The sequence below is a fragment of the Stenotrophomonas sp. Steno-Z10-HUANG genome (genome assembly GCF_056393075.1).
In genome coordinates this window covers 67,102-86,918 of the sequence record NZ_JBWJPA010000002.1, presented here as the reverse complement: position 1 = coordinate 86,918, position 19,817 = coordinate 67,102, and the positions used below count along the sequence as shown (strand labels likewise).

At 70.4% G+C, this 19,817-nt stretch carries 18 protein-coding genes and 1 pseudogene; 11 read left to right on the top strand and 8 right to left on the bottom strand.

Annotation, left to right across the window (positions count from 1 at the left end; translation table 11 throughout):
• Positions 1-16: 16 nt before the first annotated feature.
• A complete protein-coding gene (locus tag AC06E6_RS03295; RefSeq protein ID WP_409476769.1) occupies positions 17-574 on the bottom strand; it encodes a carboxymuconolactone decarboxylase family protein in 558 nt (185 codons plus the stop codon).
• 101 nt (positions 575-675) lie between these two features.
• On the opposite strand from AC06E6_RS03295, the gene AC06E6_RS03290 reads away from it, so the two are divergent.
• The 3 genes from AC06E6_RS03290 (at position 676) to infA (ending at position 3,355) form a co-directional block, all read left to right on the top strand.
• A complete protein-coding gene (locus tag AC06E6_RS03290; RefSeq protein ID WP_313231920.1) occupies positions 676-1,518 on the top strand; it encodes an AraC family transcriptional regulator in 843 nt (280 codons plus the stop codon).
• 772 nt (positions 1,519-2,290) lie between these two features.
• On the top strand, positions 2,291-3,049 hold the full coding sequence (gene aat, locus AC06E6_RS03285; RefSeq protein ID WP_409476770.1) for a leucyl/phenylalanyl-tRNA--protein transferase: 759 nt from the start codon (positions 2,291-2,293) through the stop codon (positions 3,047-3,049).
• A gap of 87 nt (positions 3,050-3,136) precedes the next feature.
• Positions 3,137-3,355, top strand: coding sequence for a translation initiation factor IF-1 (gene infA / locus AC06E6_RS03280; protein WP_005409596.1), 219 nt, complete (start codon positions 3,137-3,139; stop codon positions 3,353-3,355).
• A 185-nt stretch (positions 3,356-3,540) separates the two neighbouring features.
• Here the strand turns inward: infA and clpA are convergent, their stop codons facing one another.
• Positions 3,541-5,820 carry an ATP-dependent Clp protease ATP-binding subunit ClpA gene (gene clpA / locus AC06E6_RS03275; protein WP_104938812.1) on the bottom strand — a complete coding sequence of 760 codons (2,280 nt, stop codon included), beginning with the start codon at positions 5,818-5,820 and terminating at the stop codon, positions 3,541-3,543.
• Positions 5,821-6,118: 298 nt separating this feature from the next.
• On the bottom strand, positions 6,119-6,439 hold the full coding sequence (gene clpS / locus AC06E6_RS03270) for an ATP-dependent Clp protease adapter ClpS (RefSeq protein ID WP_161614421.1): 321 nt from the start codon (positions 6,437-6,439) through the stop codon (positions 6,119-6,121).
• Positions 6,440-6,545: 106 nt separating this feature from the next.
• On the opposite strand from clpS, the gene AC06E6_RS03265 reads away from it, so the two are divergent.
• The 6 genes from AC06E6_RS03265 (at position 6,546) to AC06E6_RS03240 (ending at position 10,801) form a co-directional block, all read left to right on the top strand.
• Positions 6,546-7,022, top strand: a complete 477-nt coding sequence (locus tag AC06E6_RS03265; RefSeq protein ID WP_478060326.1) for a type III secretion system chaperone family protein — start codon at positions 6,546-6,548, stop codon at positions 7,020-7,022.
• Positions 7,023-7,033: 11 nt separating this feature from the next.
• Positions 7,034-7,486, top strand: coding sequence for an NUDIX hydrolase (locus AC06E6_RS03260; protein ID WP_237723511.1), 453 nt, complete (start codon positions 7,034-7,036; stop codon positions 7,484-7,486).
• Positions 7,483-8,667 (top strand): tRNA 2-thiouridine(34) synthase MnmA, encoded by a 1,185-nt coding sequence (mnmA, locus tag AC06E6_RS03255; RefSeq protein WP_104938816.1) that lies wholly within the window; start codon positions 7,483-7,485, stop codon positions 8,665-8,667. The genes AC06E6_RS03260 and mnmA overlap by 4 nt, the downstream gene beginning before the upstream one ends.
• Positions 8,664-9,287, top strand: a complete 624-nt coding sequence (gene hflD / locus AC06E6_RS03250) for a high frequency lysogenization protein HflD (protein ID WP_104938817.1) — start codon at positions 8,664-8,666, stop codon at positions 9,285-9,287. Before mnmA ends, hflD begins: the two co-directional genes overlap by 4 nt.
• A gap of 52 nt (positions 9,288-9,339) precedes the next feature.
• Positions 9,340-10,530 (top strand): methyl-accepting chemotaxis protein, encoded by a 1,191-nt coding sequence (locus tag AC06E6_RS03245; protein ID WP_104938818.1) that lies wholly within the window; start codon positions 9,340-9,342, stop codon positions 10,528-10,530.
• 79 nt (positions 10,531-10,609) lie between these two features.
• Positions 10,610-10,801: a hypothetical protein gene (locus AC06E6_RS03240; RefSeq protein WP_478060322.1), complete on the top strand. Its 192-nt coding sequence runs from the start codon at positions 10,610-10,612 to the stop codon at positions 10,799-10,801.
• A gap of 543 nt (positions 10,802-11,344) precedes the next feature.
• Here AC06E6_RS03240 and AC06E6_RS03235 read toward each other — a convergent pair.
• Entirely contained in the window at positions 11,345-14,131 is a 2,787-nt protein-coding gene (locus tag AC06E6_RS03235) for a bifunctional diguanylate cyclase/phosphodiesterase (RefSeq protein ID WP_478060320.1), read from the bottom strand.
• A 398-nt stretch (positions 14,132-14,529) separates the two neighbouring features.
• On the opposite strand from AC06E6_RS03235, the pseudogene AC06E6_RS03230 reads away from it, so the two are divergent.
• Positions 14,530-15,255: pseudogene (locus AC06E6_RS03230) on the top strand (sensor histidine kinase); the annotation flags it as partial.
• Positions 15,256-15,257: 2 nt separating this feature from the next.
• On the top strand, positions 15,258-17,003 hold the full coding sequence (locus tag AC06E6_RS03225) for an EAL domain-containing protein (RefSeq protein ID WP_478060318.1): 1,746 nt from the start codon (positions 15,258-15,260) through the stop codon (positions 17,001-17,003).
• Positions 17,004-17,048: 45 nt separating this feature from the next.
• On the opposite strand, the gene AC06E6_RS03220 is transcribed toward AC06E6_RS03225, so the two are convergent.
• From AC06E6_RS03220 to flgA, 4 genes are all read right to left on the bottom strand, one after another.
• Positions 17,049-18,200, bottom strand: coding sequence for an ATP-binding protein (locus tag AC06E6_RS03220; RefSeq protein ID WP_104940192.1), 1,152 nt, complete (start codon positions 18,198-18,200; stop codon positions 17,049-17,051).
• Positions 18,201-18,349: 149 nt separating this feature from the next.
• A complete protein-coding gene (locus AC06E6_RS03215) occupies positions 18,350-18,682 on the bottom strand; it encodes a flagellar protein FlgN (RefSeq protein WP_199776821.1) in 333 nt (110 codons plus the stop codon).
• 2 nt (positions 18,683-18,684) lie between these two features.
• On the bottom strand, positions 18,685-18,987 hold the full coding sequence (gene flgM / locus AC06E6_RS03210) for a flagellar biosynthesis anti-sigma factor FlgM (RefSeq protein ID WP_478060316.1): 303 nt from the start codon (positions 18,985-18,987) through the stop codon (positions 18,685-18,687).
• Positions 18,988-19,052: 65 nt separating this feature from the next.
• Positions 19,053-19,697 (bottom strand): flagellar basal body P-ring formation chaperone FlgA, encoded by a 645-nt coding sequence (flgA, locus tag AC06E6_RS03205; protein WP_104938825.1) that lies wholly within the window; start codon positions 19,695-19,697, stop codon positions 19,053-19,055.
• Positions 19,698-19,817 lie beyond the last annotated feature (120 nt).

Below are 19,817 nucleotides of genomic sequence, written 5' to 3'. Positions count from 1 at the left end.
CCGCGGCGGGCCTCGCTCAGCCCGCGATTTCCAGCGGCACCGACGGGAAGTCAACCGCCGTCCCGGCCAGGTGGTTGGTGTAGTTGGTCAGCGTGTTGAGCGCGACCAGCGCCACCACTTCCAGCGCGGCGGCGTCATCGAAGCCGGCGCGGCGGAATGCCGCCAGGTCGTCGTCGCCGACAACCCCGCGCTGTTCGGTCAGGCGCCGCGCGAAGTCCGCCAGCGCGGCGTCGCGCGGGTCGGCGCCGCCGCCGGTGCGCGCCGCACGGATATCCGCTTCGGACAGGCCGGCGCCCTTGCCGATCAAGGTGTGCGCGGCCAGGCAATAGCCGCACTGATTGGCCTGCCCGACCGACAGCGCGACGATTTCGCGCTGGCCGGCGCTCAGGCCGCCATTGGCGAGGGCATCGGACAAGGCCAGGTAGCCGTCGAGCGCGACCGGCGCCCGGGCGAAGGTGCGGATCAGGTTGGGGACCACGCCGAGCTTGGCCTTGACCGCGGCGAGCGTCGCGGCGACGGCCGGGGTGGCCGAGGCCGGGTCGAGGGGGGCGATGCGGGGGGATGCGGCAGACATGGTGGGCTCCTTGGAAGCCGTGGTTGGGAGTCGCCACTGTGCCCGCCCGGCCGATACGATTGGTATCATTTCGTCCAGAATAACGCACGGATCGTCTCGACATGCAGGACCGACTCAGCGCACTGCTCGATTGCTTCCGCCTGCGGGCCCGGGTCTTCCACACCGGCAGCCTGTGCGACACCGCCGATTTCGACGCCCGCGACGGCGTCGGCCACCTGCACGTGCTGCGCGGGGGGGCGCTGCGGATCGGCGATGCGGTCGCCGGCGAAACCGTGGTCGACGCGCCCAGCCTGATCTTCTATCCGCGACCGGCGCCGCACTGGATCCGTGGCGAGGGGGCGAGGGGCGCGGAGCTGGTCTGCTCGTCGATCGAACTCGGCGCCGATGCCGGCAATCCACTGACCCGCAGTCTGCCGGCGCGGCTGGTGCTGCCGCTGCGCGACCACCCGCTGCTGCACGGCACGCTGACGCTGCTGTTCGAGGAGGCGTTCGCCGAACACTGCGGACGACAGGCGGCGCTGGACCGGCTCAGCGAACTGATGATCCTGCAACTGCTGCGCCACTGCATGACCGCAGGCGTGGTCGCGCAGGGTGTGCTCGCGGGCCTCGCCGACCCGCGCCTGGCCAAGGCCCTCAACGCGCTGCATGGCGCCCCGGGCGAGGCCTGGAGCCTGGACGGCCTGGCGCGGGTCAGCGGCATGTCGCGCGCGCGGTTCGCCGCGCACTTCCACCATGTCGTGGGCATGCCGCCGGGCGAGTACCTGGCCGAGTGGCGGCTGAGCGTGGCGAAGACGCTGCTCAAGCGGGGGCAGCCGCCAAAACAGGTGGCGCTGGAGATCGGCTATGCAAGCGCATCGGCGTTCGCGCGCGCCTTCGCCGCGCGGCATGCCGGGGTCTCGCCGACCGCCTGGCTGTCGGCGTCGCGCGCATCGCCCGCACAGTGAACGCGGACGCCGGACCCGGCCCTGGAGCGGAATAGTGCCCCGGCATCACGCCTTCCGGGCGTCCTCCGGGCCGGCGGATCGCCGGACGCGGCACGCAGGTGGCAGGGCCCGGGCCGCGGGCGTCCGGCTTCATTCCCGGACACGACCGGCCGTCGCGTCGAGCAGGCGACCTGCGGCGCGCATCGTCCACCGGCCGGAGGGTGCGCGCTGTTCGATGATGCCCGGGCATCGCTCAAACGCCGGCCGGCATCGGCAGGCTGGCGCCGCAGGCCCAGGCCGGCCCGACGCGCGGATGGAAGATGGCCGGCAAGGCATGAGCGGACGCGTTCCGGGCCGATCGGCTGCCGGCTTGGGACGATGTGTCCATCGCCGTGTACCGGCGCCAACCGTCCAATCGGGCATCGGCATGCCGCAGCACGCCGGAAAGCCATTTATGATGCCGATCCGCACCGGGGCGACTGCGTGCCCGGGATTGCGAACAGGCACAGGTCAACCTACTCAGGATGCGCACTCCCCCTACTTCGTGTCCGGCGTCTGCCACGCAGGCGGCGGCTTCGCCTGGCCCTGCAGCGACGGCCGCTGCGGGGTCATCCCGATCAGCGGGCCGGACAGGGTCGCCCCGGCCCTGCCGCGATCATCCGGTGAACCGTGTCGTGCTAGCCGCAAAGGTCCCGTGCACGGCGTTGCTGCCGTACCCGCGTATGGCGCTGCGCTCCAGGCGCTGCCGGCCGGTGCCGCGGCAGCATCCCCGATTCCTTGACGGCGACGGCACATGAGCCGCGCAGCGCATCCGTTTCTGCTTGCCGAGTCAGCGGACGCGGCGTTCCCGCCGGCGGAGCTTGCGCTGGCCGAGCCCGATGGCCTGCTGGCCGTCGGCGGCGATCTGTCGCCGGTGCGCCTGCTCAACGCCTATGCCGGCGGCATCTTCCCGTGGTTCTCCGAAGGCCAGCCGATCCTGTGGTGGTCACCGGACCCGCGCATGGTGTTCCGCACCGATGGCGTGCATCTGTCCTCGCGCTTCCGCCGGGCACTGCGCTCCAGCCCCTGGACTGTCACCGCTGACACCGCATTCGCCGAGGTGATGCAGGCCTGCGCCAGCGCGCCGCGGCCGGGCCAGGATGGCACCTGGATCACCGCCGGGATGCTCCGCGCTTACGTGGAACTGCACCGGCTCGGGCATGCGCATTCGGTGGAGGTGTTCGACGGGCCGCACCTGGTCGGCGGCATCTATGGCGTGGCCATCGGCCGCATGTTCTTCGGCGAAAGCATGTTCAGCGGGCGCAGCGGTGGTTCCAAGGTCGCGCTGGCGGCACTGGCGCACGTCCTGCACGGCTGGGGCTGGCCGCTGATTGATGCCCAGGTCGAGAACCCCCACCTGCTGCGCATGGGTGCCGTGCAGCTGCCACGCGCCCTGTTCCTGGCCCAGGTGCGGGCGCTGGTGCGGGAGCCCGGTGACCCGCCGCCGGGAAGCTGGACCCGCCGTTTCGGCCACTGGCCGGCCGCCCGGCTGGGCAGCACGGGCGCGGCTTAACGCAAACTTTGCATGATTCCGCGGCGCGGGGTAAAATGCTTGGCTTCCGGGCCTGAAAAGGCCATCCGCAGAACCGCACAGGATTACATGTCGAAAGACGACTCCATCGAGTTCGAGGGCACCGTCAGCGAGACGCTGCCGAACACCACTTTCCGCGTTCGACTGGAAAACGGGCATGAGATCATCGCCCACATTTCCGGCCGCATGCGCAAGAACTACATCCGCATCCTTACCGGCGACCGCGTCAAGGTTGAAATGACGCCGTACGACCTGACCAAGGGCCGCATCACCTACCGCATGAAGTAAGCGCGGTAGCCGGGCACCCCGAAAGCCAGCCCTGGGCTGGCTTTTTTGCGTGTCCGTGACAGTGGTATCGGGGAAGCGGAGCGCACCCGTGACCGGCGGCGGGCGCGACCCCGCCGCCTCCTGGCGGAGCGGCTCCATGCCCTGCCCGCCTTCCGCACGCCTGCCCGCGCCTGGCCGTCGCCACCTCAGACCGTGGCCGGCAACAGGTGCTCCGGTTCGGCTTCGGTTTCGACCACCAGTTCGCCGTCGCGCACGTCGATGCTGACCCGGCCGCCGCCCACCAGCTTGCCGAACAGCAGTTCGTCGGCCAGCGGGCGCTTGATCTGGTCCTGGATGACCCGTGCCATCGGCCGCGCGCCCATCTGCGGGTCGAAGCCGTGGCGGGCCAGCCAGTCGCGTGCGGCCGGGGTCGCCGACAGCGAGACGTGCTTGTCCTGCAGCAGCATTTCCAGTTCGATCAGGAACTTGTCCACCACCCGCAGGATGTGGTCCAGCCCCAGCGCCTGGAACTGCACCACCGCGTCGAGGCGGTTGCGGAATTCCGGGGTGAAGCTCTTGCGGATCACTTCCATCGCGTCGGTGGCGTGGTCCTGGCGGGTGAAGCCGATCGAGCGCCGCGACGCCTGCGCCGCGCCGGCGTTGGTGGTCATCACCAGGATCACGTTCTTGAAATTGGCTTCGCGGCCGTTGGTGTCGGTGAGGATGCCGCGGTCCATGACCTGCAGCAGGATGTTGAAGATGTCCGGGTGCGCCTTCTCGACTTCGTCCAGCAGCAGCACGCAGTGCGGCGTCTTGACGATCTTCTCGGTCAGCAGCCCGCCCTGGTCGAAACCGACGTAGCCCGGGGGCGCGCCGATCAGGCGGCTGACCGAATGCGGCTCCATGTACTCGCTCATGTCAAAGCGCACCAGCTCGATGCCCAGCTGCAGCGCCAGCTGGCGGGTGACCTCGGTCTTGCCGACGCCGGTGGGGCCGGCGAACAGGAAGTTGCCGATCGGCTTCTCCGGGTTGCCCAGCCCCGAACGCGACAGCTTGATCGCCGAGGCCAGCGATTCGATCGCCGGGTCCTGGCCGAAGATCACCATCTTCAGGTTGCGCTCCAGGTGCCGCAGCACGTCCTTGTCGGTGGCGGTGACCTGCTTGGCGGGAATGCGCGCCATCTTGGCGACGATGGCCTCGACTTCCTCGACGTCGATGGTCGCCTTGCGCTGGCCCTCGGGCAGCAGCCGCTGGCGCGCGCCGGCCTCGTCGATGACGTCGATCGCCTTGTCCGGCAGCAGGCGGTCGCCGATGTGCTTCACCGACAGGTCCACCGCCGCCTGCAGCGCGTCGTCGGCGTAGGTGACGCTGTGGTGCGCCTCGTACTTCGGGCGCAGGCCCTTGAGGATCTCGTAGGCTTCGCCCACGGTGGGCTCGACGATGTCGATCTTCTGGAAGCGCCGCGCCAGCGCCCGGTCCTTCTCGAAGATGCCGCGGTATTCCTGGAACGTGGTCGAGCCGATGCAGCGCAGCTCGCCGGACGCCAGGGCCGGCTTGATCAGGTTGCTGGCGTCCATGGTGCCGCCGGAGGCGGAACCGGCGCCGATGATGGTGTGGATCTCGTCGATGAACAGCACCGCGTTGGGCACCTTCTTCAACGCGCCGATCACGCCCTTCAGGCGCTTCTCGAAATCGCCGCGGTACTTGGTGCCGGCGACCAGCGCACCGAGGTCGAGCGAATAGATGACCGCATCGGCCAGCACCTCCGGCACTTCGCCGTCGACGATGCGCTTGGCCAGGCCCTCGGCGATCGCGGTCTTGCCGACCCCGGCCTCGCCCACGTACAGCGGGTTGTTCTTGCGGCGGCGGCACAGCACCTGGATGGTGCGCTCGATCTCGTCGCGGCGGCCCACCAGCGGGTCGATGCGGCCGGCGCGCGCCTGCTCGTTGAGGTTGCTGGCGTACTCGGCCAGCGCGTCGCCCCTGGCCTCGCCCTCGCCGCCCTCGGCGCGGCCCTCGCCGTCGATCGACGGCGAGGCGTCGCCCTCTTCGCCGGACTTGGCGATGCCGTGGGACAGGTAGTTGACGATGTCCAGCCGGGTCACGTCCTGCTGGTTGAGGTAGTAGACCGCGTGCGAATCCTTCTCGCCGAAGATCGCCACCAGCACGTTGGCGCCGGTGACCTCTTTCTTGCCGGAGGACTGCACGTGGTAGACGGCGCGCTGCAGCACCCGCTGGAAACCCAGGGTGGGCTGGGTGTCGCGGCCATCATCGTCGGCCAGCCGCGAGACCGACGTCTCCACGGCCTGTTCCAGGTCCCGGCGCAGGCGGTCCAGGTCGGCGCCACAGGCCTTGAGCACGGCCTGGGCGGAGGGGTTTTCGAGCAGGGCGAGCAGCAGGTGTTCGACCGTCATGAACTCATGACGTGCCTCGCGGGCGCGCTTGTAGCACTGGCCAATCGTCTGTTCGAGGTCTTTGCTGAACATGGGGGACTCCGACTGCGGTTGGAGACAATATGCGGCCTGACTGCACGTTTTCCATCACCCTACCGGATGCCGGTGTTCAGACGGCGTTAGCAGTGGCCGGACGGGGATGGCAGCGGCCGGTTGCCACGCCGGAAAGCGGCAGCCACCGGGGGGGATGCCAGCCGCCGGGGCGACCATTGCAAACAATGGATGCGCGGTGGGCGCCAACCAATACGGCCGACATCGCCATGCCCGGAACAGTGCGGGCCGCCGGTGGCGCGACCGGCGCGCGGTGCCGGTCGCGCCGGCGCGGCGTGGATCAGGCCCGCTCCATCGTGCACAGCAGCGGGTGCTGGTTCATGCGCGAGTACTCGTTGACCTGGGCGACCTTGGTCTCGGCGACTTCGCGGCTGTAGACCCCGCAGATGCCGCGGCCGCGGGTATGGACATGCAGCATCACCTGGGTGGCCTTGTCCAGGTCCATGGCGAAGAAGTTCTGCAGCACGGCCACCACGAAATCCATCGGGGTGTAGTCGTCGTTCAGCAGCATCACCTGGTACAGCGGCGGCGGCGCGATCTCGGGCTTGCCGGGTTCCACCAGCAGGCCATGGTCGTTGTCGTGTTGGAGCTTGCGGGGCATGCCCGGAATTATAGCGGCTGGCCCGGCGCCGCTGCGCCGAATTGGACGTGAACACCCCCGCCGCCGCACAATTTGCACCTGTTCAACCACTCCCCGCAGGGAACGCATGAAGAAGTACGTGGCGGCAATGATGGTGGCGGGCCTGTGGGCCGGCATGGCTGGCAACGCGCGGGCCGGCGAGCCCGATGCGGCGGTCGGCCGGCTGCTCGATTCGCTCGAATACAAGTATGAGATCGACGAGGACGGCGATTACCGCCTGGTGTTCGACATGGACGATGACCGCACCCAGCTGGTGTTCGTGCGCTCGACGGTGGAGACCTACGGCGCGCATCGCGTCCGCGAGATCTGGTCGCCCGGCTACAAGGCCGCGGGCCCGCAGTTGCCGGCGCTGGTCGCCAACCGCCTGCTCGAGGATGCCAACGACTCCAAGCTCGGCGGCTGGGTCAAGCAGGGCGACATGGCCATGTTCGTGGTCAAGATCGATGCGAACGCCAAGGCCGACGTGCTCAGCGACGCCATCGACGCGGCGATCAAGAGTGCCGATGCGATGGAACTGGAACTGACCGCGAAGGACGAGTACTGAGGGTGGATGCGTTGAGCTCCCGGCGCTGGGCACCCCACGTCACCGTGGCCACCGTGGTGTGCCGCGCCGGGCAGGTGCTGCTGGTGGAAGAGGAGAAGGACGGACGGCGGGTGCTGAACCAGCCGGCCGGCCACCTCGACCCCGGCGAGAGCCTGGTCGAGGCGGCCGTGCGCGAAACCCGCGAGGAAACCGGCTGGGAAGTGCGGCCGACCGCGTTCATCGGCGCCTACCAGTGGAACGCGCCCGACGGCACCCCGTTCCTGCGCTTCGCCTTCGCCGCCGAGCCGCTGCGGCATCACCCGGACCAGGCACTGGACAGCGGCATCGTGCAGGCGCTGTGGCTGACCCCGGCCGCGTTGCAGGCGGACATGGCCCGGCTGCGCAGCCCGCTGGTCTGGCAGACGGTGTCGGACTGGCTGGCCGGGCAGCGCCACCCGCTGTCGATCCTGAGGCAGGTGCCATGAGCCGCCCGGACGTGGTGGTGGGCGTGTCCGGCGGCGTGGACTCGTCCGTCGCGGCGCTGCTGCTGGTGCGGCAGGGGCTGGATGTCGCCGGCCTGTTCATGCAGAACTGGGCCGACGATGGCGATGCGCAGGACAGCGCGAGTGCCGCTGAAGGCGGGATGCCGAAAGCGGCCAAAGGTCATTGCCGCGCCGAGGAGGATCGCCGCGACGCCGTGGCCGTCTGCGGCCGCCTGGGCATCCCGTTCCATTTCCGCGATTTCTCCGCCGAGTACTGGCAGGGCGTGTTCGAGCACTTCCTGGCCGAGTACGCGGCCGGGCGTACCCCGAACCCGGACGTGCTGTGCAACCGCGAGGTCAAGTTCAAGCACTTCCTGGACGCCGCCCGCGAGCTGGGCGCCGGGCGCATCGCCACCGGCCACTATGCGCGGGTGGAGCAGGCGGGCGGACGCTGGCGGCTGCTGCGCGGTGCCGACCGCGGCAAGGACCAGAGTTACTTCCTGCACCAGCTGGGCCAGGCGCAGCTGGCCGCCACCGTGTTCCCGATCGGCCACCTGGAAAAGAGCCAGCTGCGCCGCATCGCCCAGGAAGCGGCGCTGCCGACCCATGCCAAGAAGGATTCGACCGGCATCTGCTTCATCGGCGAACGCGATTTCCGCCAGTTCCTGGGCCAGTACCTGCCCGCGCGCGAAGGCGAGATCCGCGATCCGCACGGGCAACCCATCGGCCGCCATCCCGGCGTGTTCTATTTCACCCTGGGCCAGCGCGAGGGGCTGAACATCGGCGGCGTGCGCGGCCGGCCGGCGGCGCCCTGGTACGTGGTCGGCAAGGACGTGGCGGCCAACATCCTGTATGTCGACCAGGGCCACGACAGCCCGTGGCTGCAGTCCCGGCACCTGCGCACCGAAGCCATGCACTGGATCGGCGGCAGCGCACCCGCCAGCACCTTCAGCTGTACCGCGCAGACCCGCTACCGGCAGCCGGACGAGCCCTGCCAGGTGCGCGTGGGCGACGACGGCACCGTGCAGGTACGCTTCGAGCGCCCGCAGCGGGCGGTCACGCCCGGGCAGTCGCTGGTGCTGTATGACGGCCCCGAATGCCTGGGTGGTGCGGTGATCGCCGCCACCGACGCGCCGCTGGAGCAGCGTGCGCCCTGGCCCGTTTTCCCTGAGAGGCAAGCATGAGTTTTTCCTTCGACGACCGTGTCCTGGCGCTGGCCGGCATCGCCCAGGCCCTGCAGCAGGTGCGGCGCATCGCCGAAACCGGCCATTCCGACGGCGCCGTGGTCCGCACCGCGATGGACAGCGTGATGCGCATCGACGCCCCCTCCCCCGCCGCGGTGTACGGCGACAGCCACCAGCTGGAACCGGGGCTGCGCCTGCTGCGCGACTATTTCGGCAACCAGGGCAAGGACGAGCTGCTGCCGCGCCTGGCGCTGTCGGTGATGCAGCTGGAACGCCGCTTCGTGCGCGAACGCGCCACCGTGGACAAGGTCCAGGCCGGCATCGCGCGTGCCGCCGCCCAGGCCCGCGAGCTGGGCGACCCGGCACATCCGGAGGTGCTGGGCGCGATGGGCGGCCTGTACGCGGACACCATCAGCCAGCTCAAGCCGCGGATCATGGTCCAGGGCAACCCGCACTACCTGGGACAGGCCGGAGTGGTCGCCGAGATCCGTGCGCTGCTGCTGGCGGCGGTGCGCTCGGCGGTGCTGTGGCGCCAGCTCGGCGGCAGTTACTGGGACTTCCTGTTCTCGCGCCGGGCCATGCTCGAAGCGATCTCGCGCAGGTTGCGCGGCGGCGGCTAAAGACCGGACCGGCACGGCCGATACTGCAATCGTGACTCTCCCGAGAACGTCCATGTATTCACGCATTGCAATCCGCCTGGCCGCCCCGCTGGCCCTGACCTTCCTGCTGGCATTGGCGCTGGCGTTCGCCTGGCCCGCGGCCGTGGTATGGGCGATCCTGACCACGATGGCGCTGAGCTGGCTGGTGTTCGCCTACTGGAGCGCGTACAGCCAGTCGCAGCGTTCGCCAGAACACGCCCGCGTGCTCAAGGAGCAGGACCAGCTGCTCAACGAGCTGCGCAGCTTCGTCAGCAACGAGATCGATGGCTCGCGTGGCGAGATCGAACGCGCCCGCGAACTGATCCGCCAGGCGGTCGCCGGGCTGGGCAGCAGCTTCGATGCGATGAACCGCAAGTCGCGCCAGCAGAGCCAGGCGCTGGCCCGCATCGTCGACCGTGCCGGCGAGGATGGCGGTGGCGGCGTGGACGTGGCGCGTTTCGCCCAGCATGCCAGCCACCAGATGGAGCAGCTGGTCGAGGCGCTGGAGCAGGTCAGCGGCCAGAGCAGCAACACCGTGCAGCACATCGACCAGATGGCGCAGCACCTGGACGGCATCTTCGCCTTGCTGGAAGACGTCAAGTCGATCGCCGACCAGACCAACCTGCTGGCGCTCAACGCCGCCATCGAGGCCGCCCGTGCCGGCGAGGCCGGTCGTGGCTTCGCGGTGGTCGCCGACGAGGTGCGCAACCTGTCCGAGCGCTCCACCACCTTCAACGAGCAGATCCGCAAGCTCGCGCACAGCTCCAAGGACGCCATCGCCAAGGTCCGCGAGACCGTCTCGCACATGGCCTCGCGCGACATGGACCGCTCCCGCGAGGCGCGCCACGAAGCGGCCGCCATGCTCGAGAACGTGGCGGCGATCAACAACTCGCTGGGCGAAGGCATGCGCGAGATTTCCGAGTGCGGCCGCGCGATCGACAGCAGCGTCGCCGAAGCCGTGCGCGCCCTGCAGTTCGAGGACATCGCCACCCAGGCCCTGGGCGGCGTGCACACCCACCTGGACCGCCTGACCGCGATCAACCGCGAGGCGGTGGCGCTGCAGGAACTGCTGCACCGCAGTGGCGGCGCGCTCGACGGCGAACTGGTGCTGGCGCTGCAGCGTACCGGCAGCCGCCTGCGCGAGATGCGCAGCGAGTGGGAGCGCCCGCCGCACAAGCCGGTGGCGCAGCAGAGCATGGGCGCGGGAACGGTTGAGCTGTTCTGATTCCCGCCACGAGGCGACAACGACCCCGGCCACGGCCGGGGTTTTGTCGTTGCCGGCCGGCTGGGCCGAGGCCGCCGCAATGGTGGGCCCGCAGGCCGCGGAGCCGGCGTCCGGCAGCCCCCACGTCCGCGACCGCCTGGTGGCGCTCGAGGCGCTGGCGCAGCAGGAGCTGGCACGCACCGCGCCGCTGCCGATGCCGGACCTGCCCGCGCACGATGATCCGGCGGCGATCCTGGTGGCCTGGGACCTGAACTTCTGCCGGTGCCGCTGACGCCCGGCCAGCAGGTGCCGGCGATGGGCGGTGGGCCACGCCGACCGCGACGCCAACCCGGCGCAGCGGCGCGGGCGATGGGCGGGTAACGGTGCCGGCGACAGCGGCCGGAAGCGGCCGCGGAGGCATGCGCCACCGCTGGCATTGCAGCGCATTCCGCAGCCCGCGCGGGCCCGACTGCCCTGCCCGCCGGGCGATGGCGATGGCGATAGTGATGGCGATGACGACGGCGTGGCGCTGCGCGGGCAGCGCGCCCTGCGGCCTGCGGCGCTGACAAGCTTCGTATCGGTTTACGCCCTGCGCCACTGCGGCGGCGCCAATAGCGGGATTCAGGCCGCCGGTACCGGAGGTTGCCGCAGGACGCGCCATCGGCGGCAGCCACTGCGCCCGTCGCCGACGGTCGCCGTCGACAGGCGGGCGCGGGGTTCAGGCGTGGGGGCGAGGGGGCGTGAAGCGCGTGCCCGGTGCCGGCGATCCGCGGGCCGGCGCGTGGCGGTCACGCCGCAGACGAGCGGGAGCGACGCGCGTTGAGGACGCCGGGGCTCAGGTGACCGCGGCGGGGATGTCCGCGGCGGCAGCGGCCGCCGCGCCGGGGCCGCCGCGTTCGTCGCAGCGGCGCAGCCACTGCGCCATGTCCCGCGACGGCAGCGGCCGCGAGTACAGATAGCCCTGGATTTCGTCGCAGCCCTGGCGCAACAGCATCGCCTCTTCCTGGCGCGTCTCCACGCCTTCGGCCACCACCTGCATCCCCAGCGCATGGCCGAGGTGGACGATGGCCTGGGTGACCTCGGCGGTGCCGGCATCGTGCAGCATGCGCTGGACGAAGCTGCGGTCGATCTTCAGCCGCTGCACCGGGAAGCGGTTGAGGTAATGCAGGTTGGAGAAGCCGGTGCCGAAATCGTCAACGGCCAGCAGCACACCGTTGCGCTCGAAGGTGTCGAAGCATTGCCGCAGCGCGTCGCTGTCGCGGATCAGGGCCGATTCGGTCAGCTCCAGCTCCAGCCGTTGCGGTGGCCAGCGGTGGCGTTCGCAGATGGCGATCACCTGTTCGGCGAAGCCGCGCTCGCGCAACTGCATGGCCGACACGTTGACCGCCACCCGCTCGAACATCAGCCCCGCGGCATGCCAGGCGGCCGCCTGGCGGCAGGCCTCGTTCAGCACCCACTCGCCGATGCGCGCGATCTCGCCGCATTTCTCCGCCACCGGGATGAACTCGGCCGGGCTGCAGGGCCCGAGCTCCGGGCAGGTCCAGCGCAGCAGCGCCTCGATCGCCGGCGGCCGGGTGGCGTCGACATTGACCAGCGGCTGGTAGACCAGCTGGAACTCCTCGCGTTCGAGCGCGCCGTGCAGCGCGTGCTCGATCTGCAGGCGCCGCTGGATGCCGGCCAGCACGTCCTGGCTGTAGTACTGGTACGTGTTGCGCCCGGCTTCCTTGGCCGCGTGCATGGCGGCGTCGGCCGCGCGCAGCAGGGTGTCGAAATCGCGATGGCTGTCGTCGGCCAGCGCGATGCCGACGCTCGCCCCCACCTTCAAGGTGGTGTCGCCGCGGTGCAGCGGCGAGGCCAGCGAAGCGATCAGCTTGCGCGCGACATGGCCGGCATCGGCCGGGTCGGCGAGGTCGCGCAGCACCACCACGAACTCGTCGCCGTTGAAGCGGCCGAACAGGTCGGCGTTGCGCAGGTTCTGGTGCAGCCGCGCCGCGGCGGCCTTGAGCAGCATGTCGCCGGTGGCGTGGCCGAAGGTGTCGTTGATCGACTTGAAACCGTCCAGGTCGACGAACAGCATCGCCAGGATCTTGCCGTTGCGGCGCGACTCGGCCAGGGCGTCCTCGGTCTGTTCGCGCAGCAGGATGCGGTTGGGCAGCCCGGTCAGCAGGTCGTAATGGGCCAGCAGCTCGATGCGCTCGTTGGCCTCGCGCTCGCGGGTGATGTCGCGGAACAGCACCACGAAGCGTTCCGGCAGGCCTTCACGGCGGTCCAGTTCGACCTGTACCTGCACCCACACCCGCTGCCCGGAATGCCGGTAGAAACACAGGTCCAGCTGTTCCGGCAGGCCGCCTTCGGCGATGCGGGTGAGCGCGGCCTCGAAGCCGTCGCGCGAATCGGGGGTGTACAGCGCCAGCGCCTGTTCCAGCGTCACCGGTTCCTTGCGCAGGCCGTGGATGCGGTAGCACTCGTCGGTCCACAGCATGCCGCGGGTGGCCACCTCGATCTCGCAGCCGCCGATGCGGCCGAGCGCCGAGACCCGGTTGAGCAGTTCGGTGCGCCAGCGGATCAATGCGTCGGTCTGGCGCTGCTCGGTCACGTTCTGCAGTTGCCCGGCCACGCGCCGTACGCGCCCGCTGGCATCGTGCCGGGGATGCATCCAGACCCGCACGTGGATGCCGGGGGCGTCCATCGGTCCGGCCGCGAGCACCAGCTCGAATGCATGCGGCTGGCCCTCGCGGTGCAGCCGCCGCCATGCCGCCAGTACCTGGGCGCGGGCGTCGGCGTCGAGCCGCTCCAGCCAGCGCCGGCCCGACGGCAGACTGCCCGCGGGCAGGCCGATGGCGGCGTGCAGTTCGTCGGACCAGGAAAAGCCGCCGTCGCGTTCCCACGACCAGGTCCCCAGTCCGGCGATGCGCTGCAGGTGGCGCAGCTGCGCCTGTTGCTCCTGCGCTTCGGTATCGGCGGCGTCCGCCGTGGCGGTGGCGATGCGGATGCCGGCCATGCGCAGCGGCTGGCCGTCGGCCGTCCACGCCACCACCTGGCCATGATCGTGCACCGTCTGCCATCCGCCATCGGCGCGTCGCACGCGCAGCCGGCAGTCATAGGCGCTGGTGGCATCGCCCAGGTGCGCGCGCAGGGCGGCCTGCTGCGCGGCGCGGTCATCGGGATGGGTGTGCCCGAGCCATGCCTGCACGCTGCCGCTGGCGGTCCCGCCTGCGCTCGGCCCCGACTGCGCCAGCAGGTGTGCCGGCACGTCCCACTCCCAGACCTCGTGCCCGGCGTCGTGCAGCAGCCGCGGCCAGCGCCCGTCCGCCAGCGGCGCGGCCGGGGTGGCGCTGTAGATATAGGCGCAGACGGCGCCGTCCCGGGTGCGGGCGGCGCTCAGGAAACCATCCACGCGCTGCTCCCCGGTGGGCACCGAGCATGGCAGCAGTCCCTGCCCCTGGCCGGCAACCCGGTCGCGCACCCCCTGCAGCGCCTGACGATGCGCCTGCAGGCCGCGCGGCAGGTCGAGGGTACGGGCCGTGGCATTGGCGGCCAGCGGCTGGCCCTCCGGATCGAGCAGCACGATCGCCCCCTCCAGCGGGTGGCCCATCATGCTCGCAATGACGCCCTGATCCACGCGCTACCGCTCCAGTCAAACACCCGAGGTCCGGGAACTCTATGGATAACGGCCGGCCTTCACGGAAATTGAGTACTGCGTCATCACGGTTTGCGATGGCCCGTTAAGATGTCCACGGATCGAACACGCCCCCCCCGCCACGGCACATGCACAACGGCTCCCCCCCTTCGCCGCACCCGGCCCCCACCAAGTCGGCAATGGCCAGCCTGCAACGCACCACATACGGTGTGGTGGTGGCAGGCGGCGGCCTGATCCTGCTGTGCGGCCTGCTGCCCTGGGCCTGGACGGCGATCCCGGCCCATGCGCTGGCCTGGAGTGTGACCTCCGTCATCCTGGTGGCCGCCTATGTGGGTATCGCCCTGCTCCTGCTGCTGCCGCGGCTGGCCCGGGTGCGGCGCCTGGCCGCGCGCGACGTGGCCGAGCTGGAGGCCAGCCGCAAGGCGCTGGAGACCGGCAACCGCGAATTGCAGGCCCTGGCCGGACGCCTGTTCTCGGTGCAGGAGGACGAGCGCCGGGCGATTTCCCGCGACCTGCACGACGATATCGGCCAGGCGGTCACCGCGATCAAGCTGGCCGCGCATGCGGCGATGGACGAGGACGATGCCCGGCGCCGCCGCGAGGACCTGGGGCAGATCGTGGAGCTGGTCGACAGCACCGTGGTGCGGCTGCGCAACCTGTCGATGCTGCTGCGCCCGCCGCAGCTCGATGCGCTCGGGCTCGAGGCGGCGCTGCGCTGGCAGGCCGGGCAGCTCTTCCGCTCCTCGGCGGTGGAGTTGCGGATGGAGGTCGAAGAGCTGCCGCAGCGCCCGGACAACGACGTCGAGCAGGCCTGTTTCCGCATCGCCCAGGAGAGCCTGACCAATGCCCTGCGGCATGCGCTGGCCAGCCAGGTCCGGCTGTGCCTGGAGGACGCTGGCGATGGCCGGCTGCGGTTGCGCGTGAGCGACGACGGCGAAGGCTTCGACCCCGATGGCCCGCGCGGCCTCGGGCTGGTGGTGATGCGCGAGCGCGCGCAGAGCGCCGGCGGCTGGCTGCGCATCCATACCGCGCCGGGTGAAGGCACCCAGGTCGAGCTGCACCTGCCCTACCGCATGCCGCAGGCGAGCGCCTGCCAGGGAGCCTGAGGATGTGGAACCCCGCCCCGCAGGCGGCCGCCGCGATGCCCGCCCCGCCGCGCCTGGGCGCCGGCAACCCGGAACTGGCGGCGATGGTCGCCGAGGCCGCCGGCGGCGGCACGCCGCTGATGCTGCTGCACCTGGACATCGACCACTTCGCGTCGGTCAACGAGAACATGAGCGCGGAGGTCGGCGACCAGGCGCTGGTGCTGGTCGCGCAGCGCCTGGCCGACCACCTGCGCGGCCGCGGCCGGCTGTGGCGGCACGGCAGCGACGAGTTCGTGCTGGCGATCCCGCGCGCGGACGGAGTGCCGTTGCCGGAGGACATGGCCGAACAGCTGCGCCAGCAGATGGAGCTGCCGCTTTCGGTGCTGCCCTACACCCTGTTCCTGACCGCCAAGATCGGGGTGTCGCTGAGCCCGGAGCACGCCACCGACCCGAGCCGGCTGCTCGACCTGGCCGAGGATGCGCTGCACCAGGCCGGCCGCGAGGGCGGCAACGTCGTACAGGTGCACATGCTGCACAAGCCGCTCAGCGCGCACAGCGAGAGCATCATTTCCCGGCAGCTGGTGGACGCCATCGACAACGGCGAGCTGCGCCTGCGCTACCAGCCGCTGGTCAGTGCCCGCGACGGCCATGTCGTGGGCATGGAGGCGCTGTTGCGCTGGCAGTCGCCGACGCTGGGCATGCTGGTGCCGGAACGCTTCATGCGTACCGCCGAACGGCTCGGCATCATCGTCCAGATCGGCGCCTGGGTGCTGGAGATGACCCTGCGCCAGGCACGCATCTGGCGCGACCAGGGCTTCGACGATTTCAACATCGCGGTCAACGTGTCCACGCTGCAGCTGCTGCGGCCGAGCTTCTTCGCCGAGACCATGGCGATGCTGCAGTCCACCGGGGTGCCGGCACGCATGCTGACCCTGGAAATCAACGAAAGCGCGCTGACCAACAACGTCAACTTCGTCTACGAGACCCTGGCCAACCTGCGCAACGAAGGCATCAGCCTGAGCCTGGACAATTTCGGCACCGGCGACTCCAGCCTCAGCGCGCTGGTGCGCTACCCGGTGGACAAGCTCAAGATCGACCGCAGCTTCATCAAGAGCGCACCGGCGGCCAACCGCGAGGCGGCCATCTCCCGCGCGATCATCGCCATGGGCCACCAACTGGGCATGACGGTGATCGCCAACGGGGTCGAGTCGCAGGCGCAGCTGGGCTTCCTGCGCCGCAACGACTGCGACGTGTTCCAGGGCTATCTGTTCGGCGAGCCGATGTCGGCCGAAGCCGCCGGCATGACCCTGCGCCGTCGCTACCTGCGCCCGGAGGCGTTCGCCGAGACCCGCCCGGACCGCACCCTGCTGCTGCTGGACGACGAGGAGAACGTGCTGCGCTCGCTGGTGCGCCTGTTCCGCCGCGACGGCTACCGCATCCTCGCCGCCGGCAACGTGCGCGACGCCTTCGACCTGCTGGCGATCAACGACGTGCAGGTGATCCTGTCCGACCAGCGCATGAGCGACATGAGCGGCACCGAGTTCCTGGGGCGGGTGAAGATGCTCTACCCGGACACCATCCGGCTGGTGCTGTCCGGCTACACCGACCTCAATACGGTCACCGACGCGATCAACCGCGGCGCGATCTACCGCTTCCTGACCAAGCCGTGGAACGACGACGAGCTGCGCGAGCACATCCGCCAGGCGTTCCGCACCCACGACGAGAAGCGCGGCGGCAGCCAGGGCCGGGCGATCAACGGCCTGGAGTGAGGCCCGTCGGCGCGCCGGCACGGCGGCGCCGGCGGTGGCCGGCGCTCAGCCCTTCGGCTGGCGGATCGGCAGCACGATGCGGAAACGCGAGCCCTCGCCCACCGTGCTGTCCAGGTCGATGCGGCCGTGGTGCTTGTTGACGATGCCGTAGGAGATCGACAGCCCCAGCCCGGTACCGCTGCCCACCGGCTTGGTGGTGAAGAACGGGTCGAAGATGCGCTGGCGCAGTTCCGGGGAAATGCCCGAGCCGTTGTCCTGGAACTCGATCCAGACCTCGTCGCCGTCCACCCCGGTGCTGACCACGATATGGCCGCGGTCGGCGATCGCATGGCCGGCGTTGAGCAGCATGTTCATGTACACCTGGTTCAACTCCGAGGGCAGGCACTCGACCATCGGCAGCTCGCCGTAGCGACGCTCCAGGGTGACCTTGTACTTGAGCTCGTTCCAGATGATGTTGATGGTCGATTCCAGCCCCGCGTGCAGGTCGGCCAGCTTCCACGACTCGTCGCGCCCGGAGTACGAGAAATCCTTCAGGTCGCGCACGATGCGCGTCACCCGCTCGATGCCCTCGCGCGATTCGGCCATCAGCTGCGGCAGGTCGCGGCTGATGAAGTCGATGTCCAGGCGGTCGCGGATATCGTCGATCTCCGGGATCAATGCCTTCGGATCCGGCGCGCGCAGGGCGCGCTCGTAGGCCTCGATCACGGTGAACAGGCTGCGCAGGTATTCCTGCAGGCTGCCCAGGTTGGAATGCACGTAACCGATGGGGTTGTTGATCTCGTGGGCCACGCCGGCCGCCAGCTGGCCGATCGAGGCCATCTTTTCCGACTGCAGCAGCTTCTCCTGGGCGCCGTTGAGCCGCAGGTAGGCCTGGCGCAGCTCGGCATGGCGGCGCTGCAACTCGTGCTCGTAATCCTCCTGCCCGTCGATGTGGCGGAACAGCGCCAGGCAGGCGTGTTCGCCCGCGTGCTCGTGGTGGTAGAGGTGGACGATCACCGCGCGCGCGCCCAGCGGCAGGCTGCCGCTCCAGCAACCGGTTTCGCGCGCCTGGCCCAGCGCCGCCGCGGGCAACAGGTCGGCCAGGCGCCGCGCGAGCCCGGCCACCTCGCCAGGCGCCACGCCGAACAGCTCGCGCACGACCGCGTTGGCCAGGGCAACCTCGCCCCGGTCGTTGAACAGCAGCATGCCGTCGCCCATGCGGTCGCTCAGCGCACGCAGCACGACGGGAGACGGAAAGGTCGCGAACGGGGGAGAGGCGGTATCGGCCACGGGGCTGCGGGTCGGTGGAACGGTCGCCCACTATAACCGCGGATGCGCAGGCGCCAAGCGCCCGGCGGGGGCTGCGCTCAGGCGACGGCGAGCGGCTTGCGGGTGTGCAGCAGGTGCGCCTGGCCCTTGGCGTCGTAGGCCGACGAAGCCTCGCTGCGGCCCAGCTGGCGCAGCGCCCAGCTGACCTCGCGGCGGCGGCGGGCCAGCAGCACGCCGTTGGCGCGGTTGCGCTCGGCCAGTTCGCGCAGGCGTTCGGCGTGTTCCAGCGGCGGGCGCGCCTCGAGGATGCGCAGCGCTTCCAGTTTCAGGCTCGTGGCCGCCACCAGCGCCTGCACGTCGTGCTCGACCAGCGCCTGGCGCTCGCCATCGAGCGCGTCGCTCAACTGCTGCAGGGGATCGGCCACGCCCAGCTTCATGCCTTCAGCTGTCCGTCCAGCTCCAGCATGCGCTGGGCAATGGCGTCCGGGTTGATCCGGTAGCTGCCGTTCTCCAGCGCTTCGCGGACGGCCTGCACGCGTGCGCTGTCGATCGCCGGGGCGGCGGACAGCTCCCGCTGCATGGCCTGCAGGCTGGTGGCCTCGCCGGTCAGGCGCACGCTGTCGGCGGCCTCGACCGGACGTGCCTCGCCGCTGCCGGCGGGGGTAGCCTTGGCGGGCGTGGCGACCGGGCGCAACGGGGCGCTTGCCGTGATCCCGCCGTCGATTTTCTGGCTCATGTGATGGAAGTCCTGATTCGGTACACAAGGGTTAACGGCAACGGCGCACTGATCTTTAGTGGAATCTAACGGGAAACCAGCACATCGCCGCTGGCCGTGGCCACGCCCTGCACCACCCGCCGCGAGGACAGGTTCTCGACCGGCACCCGGTCGGCCTCGCCGGCATCGGCGAGCGCCTTGCCGGCCACCCGCACCTCGACCCCGCCGCGCCGCGACACTAGGGCGACACTGTCGCCGCGGCGGATGATCCGCGGGGCGACTAGGTCGTTGGCCGACAGCAGGGTGCCGGCGCCCATTGCCCGCCGCGCCACCCGGCCGATGGCCGCCTGCGGGTCGGACAGTACCGCACCGGCGATGCGCGCGGTGTCACGGCGCACACTGCCGATATCGGCGGCGGACAGCACTTCTCCAGCGGCGATGCCGCGGGCCAGGACCAGCACGTCCTGCTCGCGCCGCACCGTCACCGGCACGAACAGCTTCCAGCCGCCGGCCTGGGGACATGCCACTTCCACGGTGCGGTTGCCGGTGGCCCGGGCCTGCAGGGGCGCCGGGCACGCCGGCAGGCGCAGGCCGGCATCGACACTGGCCTCGGCCTCGGTGGCCGGGTCCAGGGTGGACAGCGCGGCCGCACGGATCGAGGCCACCGACTGGAAATCGGCGGCCTGGACCGGAAGGGCCAGCAGCAGGCATAACAGGGCCGTCAGGCGCATGGGCGAACTCCGCCACGGGAACAATGGCCATTGCCCTGCAAGCGGCGTGCCGGAACCGCCGCAGGCGGTGCCCGGACACGATGCATGGCGCAAGGTGCGGCCATCGCCCGCGCCGGCCCT